The organism is Parafrankia sp. BMG5.11 (genome assembly GCF_004337455.1).
This window is the reverse complement of the sequence record NZ_SJXI01000044.1, coordinates 170035-188979: the sequence shown is the minus strand read 5'-3', so window position 1 is coordinate 188979 and position 18945 is coordinate 170035. Positions and strand designations below refer to the sequence as shown.

12 protein-coding genes are annotated in these 18945 nt (G+C 73.2%); 10 read left to right on the top strand and 2 right to left on the bottom strand.

Translation table 11 applies throughout. From position 1 onward, the window contains the following. Positions 1–11 precede the first annotated feature (11 nt). Positions 12–1532: a CCA tRNA nucleotidyltransferase gene (locus E0504_RS28175; RefSeq protein ID WP_112108076.1), complete on the bottom strand. Its 1521-nt coding sequence runs from the start codon at positions 1530–1532 to the stop codon at positions 12–14. A 207-nt stretch (positions 1533–1739) separates the two neighbouring features. Here E0504_RS28175 and E0504_RS28170 point away from each other — a divergent pair, with 207 nt between their 5' ends. The 10 genes from E0504_RS28170 to E0504_RS28125 all read left to right on the top strand — a co-directional run bounded on the left by E0504_RS28170 (position 1740) and on the right by E0504_RS28125 (position 17876). Beyond that, on the top strand, positions 1740–2210 hold the full coding sequence (locus tag E0504_RS28170) for an NUDIX hydrolase (protein ID WP_207974595.1): 471 nt from the start codon (positions 1740–1742) through the stop codon (positions 2208–2210). 239 nt (positions 2211–2449) lie between these two features. Next, a complete protein-coding gene (locus E0504_RS28165; RefSeq protein ID WP_112108074.1) occupies positions 2450–4963 on the top strand; it encodes a DUF6049 family protein in 2514 nt (837 codons plus the stop codon). Continuing rightward, positions 4897–8346, top strand: a complete 3450-nt coding sequence (gene murJ / locus E0504_RS52305) for a murein biosynthesis integral membrane protein MurJ (RefSeq protein WP_243657650.1) — start codon at positions 4897–4899, stop codon at positions 8344–8346. The genes E0504_RS28165 and murJ overlap by 67 nt, the downstream gene beginning before the upstream one ends. 629 nt (positions 8347–8975) lie before the next feature. Beyond that, positions 8976–10910, top strand: coding sequence for a protein kinase family protein (locus tag E0504_RS28155; RefSeq protein ID WP_112108073.1), 1935 nt, complete (start codon positions 8976–8978; stop codon positions 10908–10910). Between the two features lie 77 nt (positions 10911–10987). Further along, complete coding sequence (gene sigM / locus E0504_RS28150) at positions 10988–11872, top strand: RNA polymerase sigma factor SigM (protein WP_112108087.1); 885 nt, start codon at positions 10988–10990, stop codon at positions 11870–11872. Positions 11873–11878: 6 nt separating this feature from the next. Beyond that, positions 11879–13456, top strand: coding sequence for an anti-sigma factor (locus E0504_RS28145; protein ID WP_112108072.1), 1578 nt, complete (start codon positions 11879–11881; stop codon positions 13454–13456). Positions 13457–13635: 179 nt separating this feature from the next. Then, entirely contained in the window at positions 13636–14682 is a 1047-nt protein-coding gene (gene trxB / locus E0504_RS28140) for a thioredoxin-disulfide reductase (protein ID WP_083391147.1), read from the top strand. Positions 14683–14778: 96 nt separating this feature from the next. Continuing rightward, on the top strand, positions 14779–15105 hold the full coding sequence (gene trxA, locus E0504_RS28135) for a thioredoxin (protein WP_071065006.1): 327 nt from the start codon (positions 14779–14781) through the stop codon (positions 15103–15105). A gap of 611 nt (positions 15106–15716) precedes the next feature. Then, entirely contained in the window at positions 15717–16964 is a 1248-nt protein-coding gene (locus tag E0504_RS28130) for an N-acetylmuramoyl-L-alanine amidase (RefSeq protein WP_112108071.1), read from the top strand. A gap of 273 nt (positions 16965–17237) precedes the next feature. Continuing rightward, a complete protein-coding gene (locus E0504_RS28125; protein ID WP_112108070.1) occupies positions 17238–17876 on the top strand; it encodes a GNAT family N-acetyltransferase in 639 nt (212 codons plus the stop codon). An 88-nt stretch (positions 17877–17964) separates the two neighbouring features. Here the strand turns inward: E0504_RS28125 and E0504_RS28120 are convergent, their stop codons facing one another. Next, positions 17965–18894 (bottom strand): ParB/RepB/Spo0J family partition protein, encoded by a 930-nt coding sequence (locus tag E0504_RS28120; protein WP_112108069.1) that lies wholly within the window; start codon positions 18892–18894, stop codon positions 17965–17967. Positions 18895–18945: the final 51 nt, after the last annotated feature.

The following is an 18945-nucleotide window of genomic DNA, read 5'->3' as shown; positions in this document are numbered from 1 at the left end:
CCGGGCTGGCGTCAGGCGTCGGGGGCCTCGTCCGGGGTGGGAGTTTCGCCGGGGATGACGATGTCGTTCTCCCGGGCCCAGCGGAACAGCTCGGCCTCGGCGGCCTCGCGGCCCAGGAGACCGCGCTCGAAGCGGACGTCGAGCATGTACGCCCGGGCCTGCCCGACCAGCCGCGACGGCGGCAGGCCCAGCAGGGCCATGATGTCGTCGCCGGACAGCTCCGGCCGGATCGCCGCGATCTCCTCGTGGGCGGCGAGGTCGGCGATCCGCTCCTCGAGCGACCGGTAGGCGCGGGCCAGGTTCTCCGCCTTGCGCCGGTTGCGGGTCGTGCAGTCCGAGCGGACGAGCTTGTGCAGCCGGGAGAGCTGCGGCCCGGCGTCGTGGACGTAGCGACGGACGGCGGCGTCCGTCCACTCGCCGGACCCGTACCCGTGGAAGCGCAGATGCAGGTAGACCAGCGAGGAGATGGCGTCGACGACGTCCTTCGGGAACCGCAGGGCCACCAGGCGGCGGCGTGTCATGTCCCGCCCCACGACCTCGTGGTGGTGGAAGGAAACCCCACCGCCGGCGATGTGCCGGCGGGTGCGCGGCTTGCCGATGTCGTGCAGCAGCGCGGCCCAGCGCAGGATCTCGTCGGGGCCGTCGTCCTCCAGCGCCATCGCCTGGCGCAGCACGGTCATCGTGTGCGCGTAGACGTCCTTGTGCTGGTGGTGCTCGTCGATCTCCATCCGCATGGCGCCCAGCTCGGGGAGCACCAGGTCGGCGACGCCGACCTCGACGAGCCGCTCCAGGCCGGCGACCGGGTCGCGGCTCGCGATCAGCTTGCGCAGCTCGTCGCGCACCCGCTCCGGGGAGACGATCGAGATGCGGGACGCCCGGGAGCGCATGGCCGCGACCAGCTCGGGAACCGGGGTCAGGCCCAGGGCCGCCTCAAACCGGGCGGCCCGCAGGATGCGCAGCGGGTCGTCGTCGAAGGACGCCTCCGGGGGGCCGGGGGTGCGCAGCACGCCGCGGGCCAGGTCGGCCATCCCGCCGAAGAGGTCGACGAAGTCGTGCCCGGGGACGGAGACCGCCATCGCGTTCACGGTGAAGTCGCGGCGGACGAGGTCCTCCTGCAGGCCTTCACCGTAGGTGACGGCGGGGTTGCGGGACGTCCGGTCGTACGACTCGCTGCGGTAGGTCGTGACCTCGAAGCGCACCCCGCGGCGGGCCAGGCCGACGGTGCCGAACGCGATGCCCGCGTCCCAGGTCGCCTCGGCCCAGCCCCGGGTGATCTCCAGGACGCGCTCGGGGCGGGCGTCCGTGGTGAAGTCGAGGTCCGGCGCGCCCCCGCCCGTGCCACCGGTCGCGTTCGTGTCGCTCGGGTCACCCGCCCGGCCGAGCAGCGCGTCGCGGACGGAGCCGCCGACCAGATGGAGGGTATGCCCGTGGTCGGCGAAGATCCGACCAAGCTCGTCGGCGGGCGCGGGCACGCGGAGCAGGTCGCTCACCACCTGCTCCGCCGAGTCCCGGGGATTGTCAAGACTGATCACAGCCACCTGTTCAGATTACGGGCGCGCGGACCGTTGCTGGTGGCCGTGCCTATCTGGCAGGCGTCCGGCCACCCTCGACGCGGGACCATCGTCGTATGGTCCCCCGCACGACGGACGAAAGTACCCACTCGGGCCTCTGCTGCGATTTTCCCGGACGAGCGGGACACACAACGGGGCTGTTTCGGCTGGTGCTCGTACGATCAGTCCATGCCCTCCCCGCCCAGGACGCCCGGCCGCAGGCCGTTGCGCAGGGTGGAGGAGACCTCGGCCGGGGGCCTCGTGCTCGACACCGCGTCGGCCGCCGCGAACGCGGCGCTGATCGCCCGCAGGGACAAGCGTGGCCGGCTGTTGTGGTCGCTGCCGAAGGGTCATGTCGAGCGCGATGAGACCACGGAGGAGGCCGCCGTCCGAGAGGTCGCAGAGGAGACCGGTGTGACCGGAGCGGTTCTGGGCCCGCTGGGCACGATCGACTTCTGGTTCGTCGCCGGCGAGGCGCGCGTGCACAAGACCGTTCACCACTTCCTCCTGCTCCGGACGTCGGGCGACCTCTCCGACGACGACATCGAGGTCGCGGAGGTCGCGTGGGTCCCGCTGTCCGAGGTAGCGCGACGGCTCGCGTACGCCGACGAACGACGGCTGCTCGACGGGGTGCCGACGATCCTCGCCGACGCCTCGTGACCGGCCGTAACCCGCTCCGCCGGCACCGGCTGGCGGCCGCGGCGCTGCTCGGGACCGTCGCGTTGGTCTGGCCCGGGGCCGAGGTGGGCCTGGCGGCGGCTCCGCCCGACGGCGCACGAGCGCCCGTCACCACGAGCACCACGAGCACGAGCACCACGTTCGATTCGCACAATCCACAGGCTTCATCCACAGTTTCCACAGGACTGTCCACAGAGTTGTCCACAGGATCGGCCTCATCTGTGGGAATCTCGCCGGACAGCGCGGCGATCATCCAGCCGATAACCCGGACGAACCCCAGCACAAGCGGCACTTCGGGTGCTCAACAGACCACACCAAGCACCGGTGGGACCACGAACGGGACCACGGGCCTTCCCATCGAGGTCCGCCTCACCAGCTTCGTCACCCCGAGCGCCGCCGTCCCCCAGCTCCGGGTGACCGGCACGGTCGACGTGGGCGGGACGGTGCTGCCGACCGACCTCGGTGTCGTCCTCGAGGTGGGCGGCCCGCTGCGGTCCCGGGGCGAGCTCGCCCAGCTGACCAGCGGCGGCCCGCCCCCCCAGATCCGTTACTCACTGCTCGGCAGCGGGCCACTGACCATCAGCCCCACCGCGACGACCCCCGGCCAGTTCGCGGCACAGGCGGACGTCACCCCGATGTTCCGCTCGTCGGCCGTGAGCGTGCGGCCGGTGCGGATCAGCGTCGTCGGCCGGATCAGCGGGCGGGCCCGGGCCACGGTGGCGTCGACGACGACGTTCATGGTCGTCTCGCCCCCGCAGGCGGCGACGCGGACGGCGGTCGTCACCGTCCTGCCCATCTCCAGCAAGCCCCGGCTGCGCTCGGACGGCCTGCTCACCGACAACACCCTGGCGGACGAGATCCGGGACGGCGGCCGGCTCGACGCGCTGCTCGACCCGTTCGAGTCCGCCCTTCCCGGAGCACCGCCGCCCCAGGTCACGCTCGCGGTCGACCCCACGCTGGTGCAGGCGCTGGGGCGCATGGAGAAGCCGTACAAGTACGCCTCACCCGGCGGGGAAAGGGACGCCCCCGCGGACATCGACGCGGGCGCCTTCCTCGACCGGATCAAGGATTTCGCGCGGCGGGGCGGCAAGGTCATCGCCCTGCCCTACGGGGACGCCGACCTGCCGGCCCTCGTCCGCGCCGACCAGCTCGACGCGCTGCAGTACTCGGTGAACACCGGCCAGGTCGTCATCGCCGGGCTGCTGGGCCTCGAGACCCCGAGGAGCGGCACGATCGCCTACCCCGCCGGGGGCATCGCCGACCCGCGCACCGTCGACGTGCTCAGCGCCAACGGCGCCGGCACGGTGATCGTCGACGACCGGCTGCTGCCCGCGGCGCAGTCCGTCCGGTACACCCCGTCCGCGGCGGTCACCCTGCCGACGTCCAGCGGCCAGGTGCGCGTGCTGGCGGCGGACCACCGGCTGGCCGAGGCGGTCGCCGGCTACGACGGCCGGGAGCTCCCGGAGCAGGCCCTCGCCCGGTTCCGCGCCGAGCTGGCGATGATCACTGCCGAGCAGTCGAGCGAGCGGGCCGCGGTGCTGGCCCTCCCGCGCGACTTCGCACCTCCCTCCGGCTGGCTCAACGTGATCCTCCGTGACCTCGACAGTGCCTATTCGAGGCCGGTCGGCATCGAGGAGCCGTCCCCCGACGCCACCAGGCAGCGCGCCGGCCTGACCTACAACGCCGACGCGCAGAGCCGGGAGCTCCCGGTCGACTACGTCAAAGGGGTCGGGCAGATCCGCGGCGAGGTGGCCGTCCTGAGCGCCGCCTTCTGCCCGCCGACCACCATGACCGAGCTGCTCTGGCTGGACTGCCGGATAAACAGGATCGACCCGATGAGCAACACGCTGATCGCGGCACTGTCGGCGTGGTGGCGAACCGACCGCCTCGGTGGGTTCTCCCTGGCTCAGCAGGCGGACGGGCAGGTCGGTGACTACCGGTCGAAGATCCGGGTCGTCGCGTCCCGGATCGTGAACCTCACCAGCAGCCGCGGGCGCGTCCCGGTGACGCTGGAGAACGGTGCCGACTGGAATGTCACGGTGGTCCTGAAGCTCTCGTCCACCGACCGGGGGCGGCTCGTGTCGGCCACCGAGGTCACCAGGGTGCTCGAACCGCTCCAGAAGGACCAGTTCGAGATCGAGGTGGACGCGGAGAGCGCCGGCACCTTCCCGGTGGACATCCGGCTCGAGACCGTCGACGGGCAGGCCCTGGGCCCGGACGCCGCCGCCCGGGTGCTGGTGCGCTCGACGGTCTACGGGGCCATCGCCACGGCGATCACGATCGGCGCGATCGGCGTGCTGATGCTGGCCGTGCTGATCCGCCTGCTACGCAAGCTCCGCGCGCGCTCCGGCGGCGGATCGGCGGCGGCCGCGGCGCCGCCCGACGGCTCCGGCCCGCCGGCCGGCGCCGGTCTCCTCGGCCCGGCCGGGGCGAACGGGGCCTCGGGCGCCGGCGATCCCGACCACCCCGGCACGGGCGCCGGGCCGTTCGATCCCCCCGGGACCGCCGGCCCCGGCTGGCCGGAGCGGCCCGTCGACGATCCCGCGCCGGCCGGCCTCGGGCACGATCCCTACTTCGACGGACTGCCCGCGCCCGCCGCGTACCGGGAGCCCACCGGCTCGCCGTACGGCCCGTCCACCGGTGGCCCCGGCGACAGGACGGCCGAGCCGTGGTCCGGGCGTCCCGCGGCCCCGGCCGGATCCGCGTCCCAGCCGCGGCGACGGGACGGCCGGTGACCCCGCCGGACGAGTCGCGATGGCCGCCTGACGACGACCACCACGGCACCCGGGACGGCCAGGGCACTCCCCGGTATCCGGACGACCGGTATCCGGACGAGCGTTATCCAGACGACCGGTACCCGGACAGGCGGTATCCCGACGAGCGGTACGCCGACGGCGGCTACGCGGGCGGCCAGGACGGGGGCCGGTACGCGGGCGGAAGCTACCCGGACGACAGCTACGTCCACGACCAGCGCCGGGACGGCGGCTACGACAACGGCTACCCCGGCGGGTACCCGGAGGACCGGCACGACGGCAGACGTCCAGAGGAGCGGTACGAGGGCGGCACGCGGCCGGACGGGCGGTACGACGGCGGTGGGTACCCGGCGAACCCGGAGAGCCGATACGGGGACGGCGGGTACGACGACCGCCCGTACCGGGACAGCCCGTACCCGGACGACCGGTACGCGGACGCCGGTGAGCCGCATCGGCCGGGTTCGCCGTTTCCTCATGCCGATGAGCACCCGGCCCGCTACCGTCCGAACGTGAACCGGCCCGCTCAGGACCCGCCGGCGCCGTGGGGCGATCAGGAACCGCCGTCGGACCGGCCCCCCGGGCCGCCACCGTACGAGCCTGCTCGCCACGAGTGGGACCCGCGGGACGGCGGCCCCCGGCACGACCGGTCCCGCGCCCGGTACGACGATCCGCCGTACGACCAACCTCAGTACGACGGACCTCGGCACGACGAACCTCCGTACGGGGATCGTCGGTACGACGGGCGCGACGAGGCTCGGTACGACGACTCCCGCCACGGCGAACCTCGGTACGACGACTCGCGGTACGGAACGCCCGGGCAGCCGCCGACCTACGAGGAGCGTCCGGACCACAGCGGCGAGCCACCGGTCTGGTACGCGGACGGGTCACATGCCACGGCCCGGGTACCCACCGGCTCCGCCTACCCGGACACCCCGCCGCCGGTGCCCGGCCGGCGGCGCTCCGATCCCGACGATCCCTATGACGCCGCGCCGCACCCGACCGGGCCGCGCCGCGCCGATCCGAACGCGGGCATGTCGCCCCAGTCTTACCAGGAGGGCGGCGCGGAGATCGGCAGGCGTCCCGCCGGCGGACGTCCGCCGGCAGGTGAGCAGACCCGCCGGCTGCCGAGCGCGCCCGCGGTGCCGCCGCCGTCCGAGGGCGGGCCGGCGATGTGGTCGTCGCGTTCCCGCACGCCGGCCCCCGGCGCGGCGCCGAGGGCCGGCGCCGGTCCGGCGCGCCGGACCCGGCCGCCGGTCGAGCCGCTCGACGGGCCACACGTGGAGCCACTGGTCGAGCCGCTCGACGAGATGGCCGCCGACGATCGCACCAGCCGGCTCGCACCGCCCGTGACGCCGCCACCGGCGTCCACCCGGCGCCCCGCGGCCGAGGGGGCCCGGCCAGCCGGACGCAGGCCGGCCGCGGGCAAACAGGGCACAGGCAGACCCGCCACAGGCAAGCAGGCCGCGGGCAAACAGGCCGCGGGCAAGCAGGGCACAGGCGCCGCGCGGGGCGCCGCCACGGCGAAGCGGGGCGGGCTCGGCCGCGCCAGCGGGACAATGGCGATCGGCACCATCGCCTCGCGGGCCTCGGGCTTCCTGCGCACGGTCGCGATCGCCGCGGCGATCGGCACCGGGGCCGTCGGCCAGGCCTACACCGTCGCCAACACGACCCCGAACATCCTCTACGACCTGCTGCTCGGCGGGATCCTGACCAGCGTCATCGTGCCGGTGCTGGTGCAGGCGTCCAAGGAGGACCCGGACGGGGGCGACAGCTTCGCCTCGTCCCTGATCACGCTGATGGCGCTCGGTCTGGGCGCGGCGGTACTGGTGGGGATGTTCGCCGCGCCCCAGATCATCGGCCTCTACCTGAACACCGGGCCGGCGCAGCGCGCGCTGGGCGCGGACCTGCTGCGCTGGTTCATGCCGCAGATCCTCTTCTACGGCGTCGGCGCGACGCTCGGGGCGATCCTCAACACCCGCCAGTCCTTCGCCGCGCCCATGTTCGCGCCGGTGCTGAACAACCTGGTGGTGATCGCCACCTGCGTGGTGTTCATCTTCCTGCCCGGGCCGCGCCCACCGACCCTGGGCGGCATCACCGACGCCCAGACGATCGTGCTCGCGGGCGGCACGACGCTCGGCGTGGTCGTGATGACCATCGCGCTGCTGCCCTCGGTGCGCGCCGTGGGGTTCCGGTACCGGCCACGGCTCGACCTGCGCCACCCCGGGCTGCGCACGGCGTCCCGGCTGGCCGGCTGGACGCTGCTCTACGTCCTGATCAGCCAGGTCGGCTTCCTGATGATCTCCAGGCTCTCGACGTCGACCACCGCGTACTCGATCTACAGCTACGCCTACCAGATCTTCCAGCTGCCGTACGCGATCATCGGTGTCTCGGTGATCACCGCCCTGCTCCCCAGGATGAGCGGCCACGCCGCCAACGAGCAGGCGGACCTGGTGCGCGAGGACCTCTCGACCGCGTCCCGGATGACGGTCACCGCGATCATCCCCTCAGCGCTGTTCCTGCTGGCGCTGGGACGCCCGATCGCCGTGACGGTCTTCAACCACGGGGCGGTCGACTACGACGACGCGATGGCGATCGGCGACACCCTCAGCGCCTTCGCGATCGCGCTCGTGCCGTTCTCCCTGTTCCAGGTGCAGCTGCGGGCCTTCTACGCCTACCGGGACAGCCGCACGCCCGCTCTGGTCAACATCGGCGTGGTCGCCACGAACATCCTGGCCGCGTTCGTGCTGTCGGAGGTGGTCGCCGAGAAGCACCGGGCGGCCGCGCTGGCGCTGGCCTTCTCGCTGGCCTACCTGATCGGCCTGGTCGCGACGACGGTCCTGTTGCGGCGCCGCCTGCTGGGCATCGACGGCAACCGCATCGCGCGGGTGACGACCCGGGTGAGCGTGACGGCCGGCGTGGGCGCGGTCCTCGCCAGCGTCATCGCGGAGGGCCTGCGCGACCTGCTCGGCAAGGGCTGGCTCGGCTCCGGGATCGCGGTGGTGCTGGCGCTGGTCGTCGGTGGCCTGGTCTTCGTCGTGATCTCCGTGCGCACCGGGATGCACGAGATGACGGCCCTGATGCGCATCGTCGGTGGCCGCCTCGGCGTCGGCCGCCGGACGAAGCCCGCCAGTGCTGGTGCCAGTGCCAGCACTGGCACTGGCACTGGCGCGGCCTCGGCGTCCTCGGCCCGGCCACCGCGATCGGCCGGCCGGGGAGACGGTGGGCGGGGGGACGGCGGGCGGGGAGACGGCGGGCGGGGCCGGCCCCCGGGTGGGCGTGGCGATCGCGGCGGTCGCGGCGGGCCCTCCGGTCGGCCAGGCGGGCCACCAGGTCGCCGCGGCGGGTCCTCGGGCCGGCGCGGCTGACGGGCCGGGGCCACCTCCCGACACGGCCTCACCCATGCGGGCCGATGGTCTCGATTCCGTCGCCCGGATTACCTGCCGGGATGGCACCAAGGTCCCACCGGCGCGGCGAGCGGCGCCCGGAGCCGACAGCGGAACCCCGTCCACACCCATGCCACCAGCAACACATCGACGCGACGTTAAGTAACGCCGGAAAATCATTCGGTAAAGTTTTGTCACACTCAAGCCCGGATACGCACAGAAAGTGATCCTCTGGAGGCGTCAATCAGGTTTGGGGGTGAAGATCGGTGCGTTACCACTGATTCCGCGCGATCGCATGCCGGGTCCATGGCGTGTCCATAGGCGGATGGTTCGCCCCGGTGTGCCAAGCTGGCTTGTCCGGAGACATCCGCGAGATGCCAGGGCCGGACTCGTACACTGAACACGCTGTGCGCGGGCCCCGCCCAACGTCGCCGGTGAACCAGGCGCAGCACCCAGCTCGTCGCGTTGGTCACACGATGCGTTCCGATGCGACGGAGGGTGTCCGGGATGTTCGTTCGCAGTGGCGGAACGCTGGGCGGATCCCCTGCCCGGGTGAGGTGGGGCAACCCGCCGTCGGGTCGGCCGGCGGGTATGCGGACGACGGAGGCGCTGTGGTCGACGGAAGCAACCGACCGCAGGGCGCGGACGTCGATAACGACGTGACCACCGACTCGCCGGGCGAGCGCCCGGCCAGCACGGCCGTGCTGGCCGAATCCGTTCTCGACCGCCGCTACCGCCTCCTGGCGCCGCTGAACACCCGCGGCCCGGTGACCCTGTGGCGGGGTGACGACAACACGCTCGCCCGGCCGGTGGCCGTCCGGATCGTCGAGCACGTCGACCCTGACGCCGCGGCGGAGATCGATCCGGCTGTCCGGGAGGACGCGGCCCGCGCCCTGCTGAAGGCGGCGATCAACTCCGGGCGGCTGGTCCACCCGGGCGCCGCGTCGACCTACGACGCCACGACCACGACCACCGGCACGGCACGTGTCTCCTATGTCGTCTCGGAGTGGGTGGAGGGGCGCACCCTGCGCCAGCTCGCCACCAACGGGCCACTGCGCCCCGAACAGGCCGGGGCCATCGTCCTGGCGGCGGCGCGCGTCCTCGCCGCCGCGCACGACCGCGGCATCCACCACGGCGGGCTCAACCCCGGCGATGTGATCGTCTCCGGCCACGGCACCGTGAAGGTCGTCGACCTGGAGATCGGCGGCGTCCTCGCGGGGCTGGACGGCGCGGCGACGGGCGCGGAGCCCACCATCGGCTCCGACCCGGAGAAGGACGACGCACCCCCCTCGGCCGAGCTGGCGGACGTCCGGGCCCTCGGCGGGCTGCTGTACGCCGGGCTGACCGGCACCTGGCCGCTGCTCGGCGAGCACGCGCTGCCAGCCGCCCCGACGAGCGACGGCCGGCTGCGGACCCCCCGGCAGATCAACTCGGCCGTCCCGCGCGACCTCGACGCGATCACCCTGGCGACCCTCGGCGACGAGCGGGCCGGCGCGCCGATCACGACCGCCGCCGAGCTGGTCTCGGAGCTCGAGGCGGTCAGCCCGGTCGACCAGGTCCTCGACACCGGCCTGATGAGTCTCGGTGACGACGGCCCCGCGAGCACCGAGGCGATGTCGGTCGACGGCTACAACCCGGCCACGGACGACTACCCCGCCCCCTCCGACTACCCGGGTCAGGGCTACGCCGGCGGGAACAGCTCCGGCGGCAACGGCTACGGCGGCCGCGACGACTACGACCGCCGCGGCTACGACCAGACCTCCTACCTGGGCCGCGACGCCTACGACCAGACCTCCTACAACGACCGCGGCTACGGCGGCCGGGGCGGTTACGACGACCGCGACCGCGGCTACCCGTCGCAGCGCGAGGCGCCCGAGCAGCGCCGGTACGACGACGACCGCTACCCGCCCGCCGGCGGCGGCCACCGCCAAGGTGGCGGGTCGGGCGGCGGCACCGTCCGCCGCGTCCTGCCGTGGGTGGCCCTGCTGGTGGTCGTCGCCCTCGTCGCCGTGGTGGCCGTGATCGCCCTGCGCCCGAAGGACGACGGCGGCGACAGCCCGGGCGGGGACACCGGCCCTTCCTCGATGGCCGTGGTGCCCTCCGGCAACCGGATCCCCTTCGGTTCGGTCACCTCGTTCGACCCGCCCCCGGGCGGTGACGGGGCGGAGAAGCCGGACCTCGTCTCACTCGCCACCGACGAGAACCCGGGCACTCAGTGGACGACCGACGGATACGCGAGCCCGCAGTTCGGCGGTCTGAAGAAGGGCGTGGGACTGCGCTTCGACTTCAACCAGCCGATAACCCCGAGCGAAGTTGTCGTCACCGTCGGAAGAGAAGGCCCGATCACCTTTGAGCTGCGGGCCGGCGACTCACTCTCGGACAACATCGACGGCTACTCGGTCATCGGTGTGCCGCAGCAGAACAAGACGGGCGAGGTCCGCATCAGCATGCCGTCCGAGCAGCCGACTCATCGGTACTGGGTGTTGTGGTTGACCGAGCTTCCGTCCACGAAGGGATCGATCGCGGAGATCGAGTTCCGGGGCTGACCGGACGGAATCATGTGCGGCGGGTCGAGATCGATGCGCGCCGGGCCCCGGCGGCGACTGCCGGTCCAGAGAACCCGGTGAACCCTCCCGCGGCGGCCGGGGCCAGATCCTCCGGCCGGGCTCCCGAGGCCGACCTCGCGGCGCTGCGCCGGCACGTGGCGGGTGACCCGGCGGCGTTCGGCGAGCTGTTCCGCGCGCACGCCGACCGGCTGTGGTCGGTGGCGTTCGCGCTGCTGCAGGACACCGAGGAGGCGGCGGACGCCGTCCAGGAGGCGATGCTCTCCGCGCACCGGCGGGCCGCCGACTTCCGGGGTGAGGCGGCTGTCGGCACCTGGCTGCACCGGATCGTCACCAACGCCGCCCTCGACCGGCTGCGCCGCCGCGCCGTGCGCCCGACGGTGCCGATGCCCTCGGCCCCCGACGGCGCCCCCTACGAGCCGGCCGACGCCCGGGACGCCATCGCCGAGCACGACACCCGGATGGACGTCGGCGCCGCGCTCGGCATGCTTCCGGTCACACTGCGCACCCCGGTCGTCCTCGTGGACGTCGAGGGCCGCTCGGTCGCCGAGGTGGCCGAACTGCTGGACATACCGGTCGGGACGGTCAAGAGCCGCTGCGCGCGCGGCCGGGCGCGGCTCGCCGTCCTGCTCGGGCACCTTGCCCCCGAACGGGCTCGGCGGCCCGTCGCCGGGAACCAGCCGGCCTCGCCTTCCGTCTGTGATGAGGGACGGTACGACACATCGGCCGGCGGTCCCGACGAACCGGTCGACCGACTGGTCGACGACCGGCCGGTCGAGCAGGCGGGGTCCGACCGCGCGGATGCGGACGGCACCGACCCCACCGGCACGACCACTCGTGGCGCCGCCGCCGAACCCGCCGAGATGCCGGGCGCGGCCGGCGTCCCGGGACCCGCCGACCGGACCGGCACGACGGCCGGGCGGCTGACTCGCCGGAGGAGGTGATCAGCGGTGGTGACGGACGAACACGGCGCCCACGCCCCTGATCCGGGCTGGCGCCCCGGCGACCGTGGCCCGCGTACCCGGGCCGGCACGGCCGCCCAGCGCATGACCGACGGTCGCACCACCGGCGGGCATCCCGACGTGGAGGCGCTTGACGCCTACCTCGACGCCCGGCCGGACCCTTCGGATCAGGGGTTCCCCCTCGAGCCCGCGACCGCCCGGGTCGAGCGCCACGTCCACTCGTGTGCCACCTGCCAGGAGGCGCTCACGGCGCTGCGCCGGGTGCGCGCCGACCTCGCCCGCCTCGCGAGCATGACGATGCCGGCCGACGTCGCCGAGCGCATCCAGGCCGCGCTGGCCGCCAGGTCGGCCACGGACACCCGGGCACGGGAGAGCGCCCGGTCGGGGCGCGGTCCCCGCGCGGGAACTGTCGGCGGCCCGCCGCGGCCACGCCGCCGCCTCGGGCGGGTCGGCTCGCTGCCAGCCGCGGGCCTCGTCGCCCCTGGCGAGTTCGAACGGAAGAGCACTCCGGGCAACGCAGGCCGAGGCACCGCTGGCACAGGTCCCGACGCGGCCGACCGCGACTCAGGCATCGCCGAGCAGGGGACCGCCGGGCCAGGCATCGGCGAACCAACAACCATCTCGGCACCAGACACCAGGACTCCGGGCACCAGGGCGCCAGACACGACGGCGCCGGGCATCGCCGAGCAGGGCATCGCCGGGCCGGACATCACGGCACACGGCACCACACGGGGGAGCACGGAGCCGGGCAGGCCGCCGATCTCCGGGGCGCCGCGGCCCCCGCGGCACGGCGGCGGGCGGCGGCGCGGCGGGCTCGCCGGTGCCGGCGGCCGGGTCGCCCGCGACTGGGTCTCGATCGCGGCGACCTGCGTCGCGCTGGTGGCGTTCGGCGCGGCTGTGCTGACCCTGCGCGGGCTGACCGCGGGCGGCGGGGACGCGAGCTCCACCGCGGCCAACGACGCGCCCACGGCGCTGTCAGGGGCCTCCCAGACGGCCGGTCCGGAAGCCGCCCGGGTTCCCGGACCGGCCGCCGCCGCGGCCGTCCCCAGTGCCAGCGGAACGCCCGAGGAGCCATCCGCGGCCTTCACGATGGTCGCCGACTCGGGAGAGGCGGTCCGGGCCGGCGACATCGTCGTGCACGGCCGGAGCCTGCTCACCGGGCGGATCCCGACGACCATGCTCACCTGGTCCGTCCTGCCTGCGCTTTCCGGTGCGACGTCCGTGCCGCCCGCCGCGGGCGAGGAACAGGCCACCGACGACGGCGCGTCCACCACGGTGCCGGGAACGGATCCGTCGGCCGCGTCCGCCACGACGCCGGAGACGCTCGCCCGCGTGATCGACACCCCACAACTGCGGATGTGCTACGACAGCCTCACCGCCCAGACGGGCGGATCGGTACTGGCCCTCGACCGGGTGCGTTTCGACGGCCAACGGGCGCTGCTGGTGGTGCTCTCGGTCGCCGGCCAGCCCGCCGCCGCGCGGGTCGTCGTGATCGACGCACGCTGCGGCGTGGTACCGATGCCGGGCGCGGTGTTGTACACCGTGAACACGACCCGCGCGCTGTAGGCGGTGGTCGGCGACAGGACGGCACACACGTACGGACGGGCACGCCCCCCTTGCCACGGTGACCCAGCGGTGGAATCAGCGGCGGTCCGCGACGGTTATGGGGGCAGACATCACGTCGGCGGGGCCAACGATCGACAGAGTCGACGAAGCCTCGTACGACAGTCGTGAAGGGAGTGGGTGTGACAGCCCAGGGCAAGGACCAGGCCGGTCAGGCCGCCGGAGCGGAGCGTTCCGGCGAGCGCGTCCTGGACGTCGTCATCATCGGGTCGGGGCCGGCCGGCTACACCGCGGCGATCTACACCGCCCGGGCGAACCTGAAGCCGGTCGTCTTCGAGGGCGCGGTGTCCGCGGGCGGCGCGCTGATGACCACGACCGAGGTGGAGAACTTCCCGGGCTTCCCCGAGGGCATCCAGGGGCCGGAGCTCATGGAGAACCTGCGCGCCCAGGCGGAGCGGTTCGGCGCCGAGCTCATCGCGGACGACGTCACCGAGGTCGACCTGGCCGCGGATCCGAAAGTGGTCAAGGTGGGCGACGAGACCTACCTGGCCCGCTCGGTCATCGTCGCGACCGGCTCGGCCTACAAGAAGCTCGGCGTCGAGCACGAGGACCGGCTGCTCGGCCGGGGCGTGTCAGCCTGCGCGACCTGTGACGGCTTCTTCTTCCGGGACCAGGACATCGCGGTCGTCGGCGGCGGCGACTCGGCGCTGGAGGAGGCGACCTTCCTCACCCGGTTCGCGAAGTCGGTGACGATCGTGCACCGGCGCGACAAGCTGCGCGCCAGCGCGATCATGCAGGAGCGGGCGTTCGCCAACCCGAAGGTCCGGTTCCGGTGGAACGCCGTGGTCGAGGAGGTCCTCGGCGAGGACAAGGTCACCGGCGTCCGGCTGCGTGACACGGTCACCGACAAGACGGACGAGCTGGCGATCACCGGCCTGTTCGTGGCGATCGGCCACCTCCCCCGCACGGATCTGATCCACGATCAGCTCGAGCTGGACGGCGAGGGCTACATCAAGGTGGCCCACCCGACCACCCAGACCAACATCGCGGGTGTGTTCGCCTGCGGTGACGTCGTCGACCACACCTACCGCCAGGCGATCACCGCGGCCGGCACCGGGTGCTCCGCCGCCCTCGACGCCGAGCGCTACATCGCCAGCCTGGAGGGCGCCGCTGACAGCGCCGCCGAGGCGCCCCGGGTACCGGCACCGGAGCTCGCCGCGACGACCTGACGCGGACCAACCTGTGCTGTGGCGGGAGCCCCGCCACAGCACAGCCGTCAACCACCAGTCCAAAGACACAAGAGCGCAAACCCTGAGGAGAACGCCATGGCAGGCTCCACCCCCGCGGTGACGGACGGCACGTTCGCCGTCGAGGTGCTCAAGAGCGACAAGCCCGTACTCGTCGACTTCTGGGCCGAGTGGTGCGGCCCGTGCAAGATGGTCGCGCCGGTACTGGAGGAGATCGCCAAGGAGCACGGCGAGAAGCTCCGGATCGTCAAGCTCAACATCGACGAGAACCCGGAGGTCGCGCGGCAGTACCAGATCATGTCGATCCCGACGATGGCCGTCTTCGTCAACGGCGAGATCGACAAGAGCATCGTCGGCGCGAAGCCGAAGGCCGCGCTGCTGCGCGACCTGTCGTCCTACATCTGATCCAGACCGCGCCCGGCCCCGCCCGGGCCGGGCCAGCGCACTCCGCCGGCCATGGTCGACCTCGACGGCCCGCTCCGATCTCGGAGCGGGCCGTCTTCGTCTCCGCCGGCACCGCGGAGTCGGCACCGGCCTGCGCCGCGCAGGGTCCGACTGTTCGGAACTTTCGGTAGCCAGGAGCACACGTCCGGTGGATGTTTCCGGACCGTCGGCCGCTAGTGGCCCTGAGCGGGCCGTAAACATGATCGAATGTGCGGCGCAGGGCGGCCCCTGCACCGCACACGTCACCTTTGGTCACATCGGGTAGTCATCGACCGTTTCCCCAGGATGGCCACCTCCAGGCGGGGTTCACGCCGAAGTGAGTCGGCCCGGCGGCGCCTGGAGTGACTCAGGCAGTTCACTTCGGCGGCCACCCCACCGAGCCCGGGCTCCGACCTCAGGTCCGGACCGGGCCCGACCGGAGCACGGTGCACCGAGGCAGAAAGCCGGACGAGGGGGATCGCCGTCCTCACTGCCCGGGACCGATGGCCTAATCTGATGACCGGGATTCGGCGGCGGAACCGCCCGACGCAGGTCGACGGCTCGATGAACGCGGACTCGAAAGGTACTCATTCGTGAAGCTGCTGCGTCTTGGTGACCGTGACCCCTCTGTGGCGGAGGCCCGGGCAGCTTTCATCCACCTGGGTTTTCTTCCCGTCGCACCCCGCCAGACCGATGCGGCTGACGGCCCCGGTCCGGGTGCCCTCGGGACCTCCACCGCGACGGGTCCGGACCCGTTCCCGGCGTCGCCCGCCGGCGACGCCGGGAACGGCGGGAACGGCGGCCCGGTCGACGCCACCGACCAGTTCGACAGCGAGCTGGACAACGCCGTCCGGGCGTTCCAGCAGAGCCGCGGGCTGTCGGTCGACGGCATCATCGGACCCGACACCTTCCGGGCCATCGAGGAGGCTCGCCGCCGCCTCGGCGACCGGCTCCTTCACTACAGCGTCACTCACCCGTTCGTCGGCGATGACGTCGCCGCCCTGCAGGAGCGGCTGTCGAACATGGGCTTCGACGTCGGCCGCGCGGACGGCATCTTCGGAGCACGGACGGACTCGGCCGTGCGGGACTTCCAGCGCAACCGGGGCCTCGACCCCGACGGCCTCTGCGGGCCGCGGACCCTGCGCGAGCTCAAGCGCCTCGAGCGCACGGTCACCGGTGGCCGCCCGGACGTCCTGCGCGAGTCCATGCGCCTGCTGGCCCGGGGGCCGTCGCTGCTCGGCATGGTCGTCGCCATCGACCCCGGGCACGGCGGCGACGACCTTGGCGTGTCCAGTGGTGGGCTGTGCGAGCGTGACCTGATGGCCGACCTGGCCTCACGGCTGGAGGCCCGGCTGCTCGCGTCCGGCCTGGAGGCCTACCCGGTGCACGGGCCACACGAGTCGCCGCCCGAGGCGGAACGCGCGGCGCGGGCGAACGAGATCGGCGCCGACCTGCTGGTCTCGCTGCACGTGGACGCGAGCGGCTCCGCGCAGGCCCAGGGTGTCTCGACGTACTACTACGGCCACGCGCGAGGCTCGTCGGCGGTCGGTGAGCGCTTCGCCGCGCTGGTGCAGCGCGAGATCGTCTCGCGGACCGACATGGTGGACTGCCGCGCCCATCCCAAGACCTGGGAGCTGCTCCGCCGAACCAGGATGCCCGCTGTCCAGATCGACCTCGGCTACCTCAGCAACACTCACGACGCCGCCGCGCTGGCGTCGACCGAGTTCCGGGCCGCCGTCGCGGAGGGCCTGCTCGCCGCCACACAGCGCCTGTTCCTGCCGCCGGAGCAGGACCCGCCAACGGGGCAGCTGCGCGTCCCGCGCATCGCGGCGCGCGCCTGAGGCCTCGCCGCACCACGCCTGGCTACTGCCGCCGCCGGCCGTGCCGGACGGCTCCGCGGTCGCTCCCCCGTCCCGCACGCTTGTCGTGTTTCACTACCGCGACCGGCTTTGTGGTGGACGTCCCGGGAACGTGTAATCCGTTGGCGAGGTTTCACGTGGAACAGGTCACGGCGTGCCCGTGGCCACATGCGCTGACGACCGTCCTAGGCTGTCCGAAGTAAGCGGAAGAATCGGCCGGGGACGGTCGTCCGGACCGCTGGGAGGGCTGGCTCGATGAGTCGTCGGATCGCGAACATCACTCTCGACAACATCGACGACCTGCCGCTCCCCTGTCGCAGGTGCGTCTTCTGGGAGCTCGACCCGGTGGCCCGCAGCCGGGCCGAGGAGGCCGGCGGCACGGACATCGAGAAGGAGGCCTGGGTCTCGGCGGCGCTTCTCGAATGGGGTAGCTGCGGAAAAGTCGTGTATATCGACAACGTCCCGGCCGGGTTCGTCATGTTCGCGCCGCCGGCGTACGTCCCGCGCTCCGTGGCGTTCCCGACCAGCCCCGTCAGCCCGGACGCGGTGCTGCTCATGACCGCACAGATCGTCCAGGAGTTCACCGGCCAGGGCCTGGGCCGGGTGCTCATCCAGTCGGTGGCCAAGGAGATCACGCGGCGCGGCTACCGCGCTCTGGAGGCGTTCGGCGACCTGCGCGACTCCGGCACCCGCTGCGTGGTGCCCGCCGACTACCTGCTCGCGGTCGGGTTCAAGACGGTTCGCCCGCACCACCGCTGGCCCCGCCTGCGCCTCGAGGTGAAGAACGCCGTCAGCTGGCGGGAGGACGTCGAGGTCGCCCTGGAGCGCCTGCTCGGCTCAATGAATCCCGAAGGCGTCCTGCGCCAGGTGAACCCCGTCCCCGGTACCGTCTGAGCGGGACCGCACCGGGACGGGCACACACCCCGGACATGCCTCGGGGCGCACGTGTCCGCCACGTGCGCCCCGAGGCCTGGTACCGAGGTCAGGAGACCTTCGAGTTCGGGGACATCACCTCGACGATCCGCTCCAGGTCCTCGATCGTCGCGAACTCCACGGTGATGCGGCCCTTGCTGCGGCCCATGTCCACCTTGACCCGGGTCTCCAACCGGTCCGACAGGCGGTCGGCGATGCTGGTCAGCGCCGGCTCGGCCGCCCGCGGCCCGCGCGGAGCCCGCTTGCGGGGCCCCTCCTCGCCGAGGGCCACGATCTCCTCCACCGCCCGCACGGACAGGCCCTCGGCGACGATGCGCGTCGCCAGCCTGTCCTGGGCGTCGGGGTTCTCCAGCGAGAGCAGTGCGCGGGCGTGCCCGGCGGACAGCACTCCGGCCGCCACCCGACGCTGCACCGCCGGCGGCAGCCCGAGCAGGCGAATCGTGTTCGTGACGTGCGAGCGCGACCGGCCCAGGCGCCCGGCCAGCTCCTCGTGGGTCGCCCCGAAGTCACGCAACAGCTGCTCGTAGGCCGCGGCCTCCTCGAGCGGGTTGAGCTGCTGGCGGTGCAGGTTCTCCAGCAGGGCGTCGCGCAGCATGGCGTCGTCCGCGGTGTCCCGGACGATGGCGGGCACCCGCTCCAGCCCGGCGAGCTTCGACGCGCGCCAGCGCCGCTCGCCCATGACCAGCTCGTAGCGGCCGGGCAGAAGCTCCCGGACGACGATCGGCTGCAGTAGCCCCACCTCGCGCAGGCTCGCGGCGAGCTCCGCGATGGCGTCCTCGTCGAAGTGGGTGCGTGGCTGGCGCGGATTCGGGGTCACCGAGTCCACCGGGATCTCCCGGAAGACCGCGCCCGCGACCGGGACGGGAGCCGCTGCCGGAGCGTGGTCCAGGCCGTTGCTCTGGTAGCCGTCCTGCGGCTCGGCGGCCGCCGGAATGAGCGCGCCAAGACCACGACCCAGACCACCACGCCGCGCCGTCATCGACCGGCCCCGTTCAGGTTCGGACCGCCAGGACCCGCGGCACCGCCGTGC

What these genes read in the sequence shown, in the direction of transcription:
- trxA (WP_071065006.1), top strand. Translation starts at nt 14,779, where the DNA reads ATGGCAGGCTCCACCCCCGCGGTGACGGACGGCACGTTCGCCGTCGAG.
- E0504_RS28120 (WP_112108069.1), bottom strand. Translation starts at nt 18,894, where the DNA reads ATGACGGCGCGGCGTGGTGGTCTGGGTCGTGGTCTTGGCGCGCTCATT.
- E0504_RS28125 (WP_112108070.1), top strand. Translation starts at nt 17,238, where the DNA reads ATGAGTCGTCGGATCGCGAACATCACTCTCGACAACATCGACGACCTG.
- E0504_RS28170 (WP_207974595.1), top strand. Translation starts at nt 1,740, where the DNA reads ATGCCCTCCCCGCCCAGGACGCCCGGCCGCAGGCCGTTGCGCAGGGTG.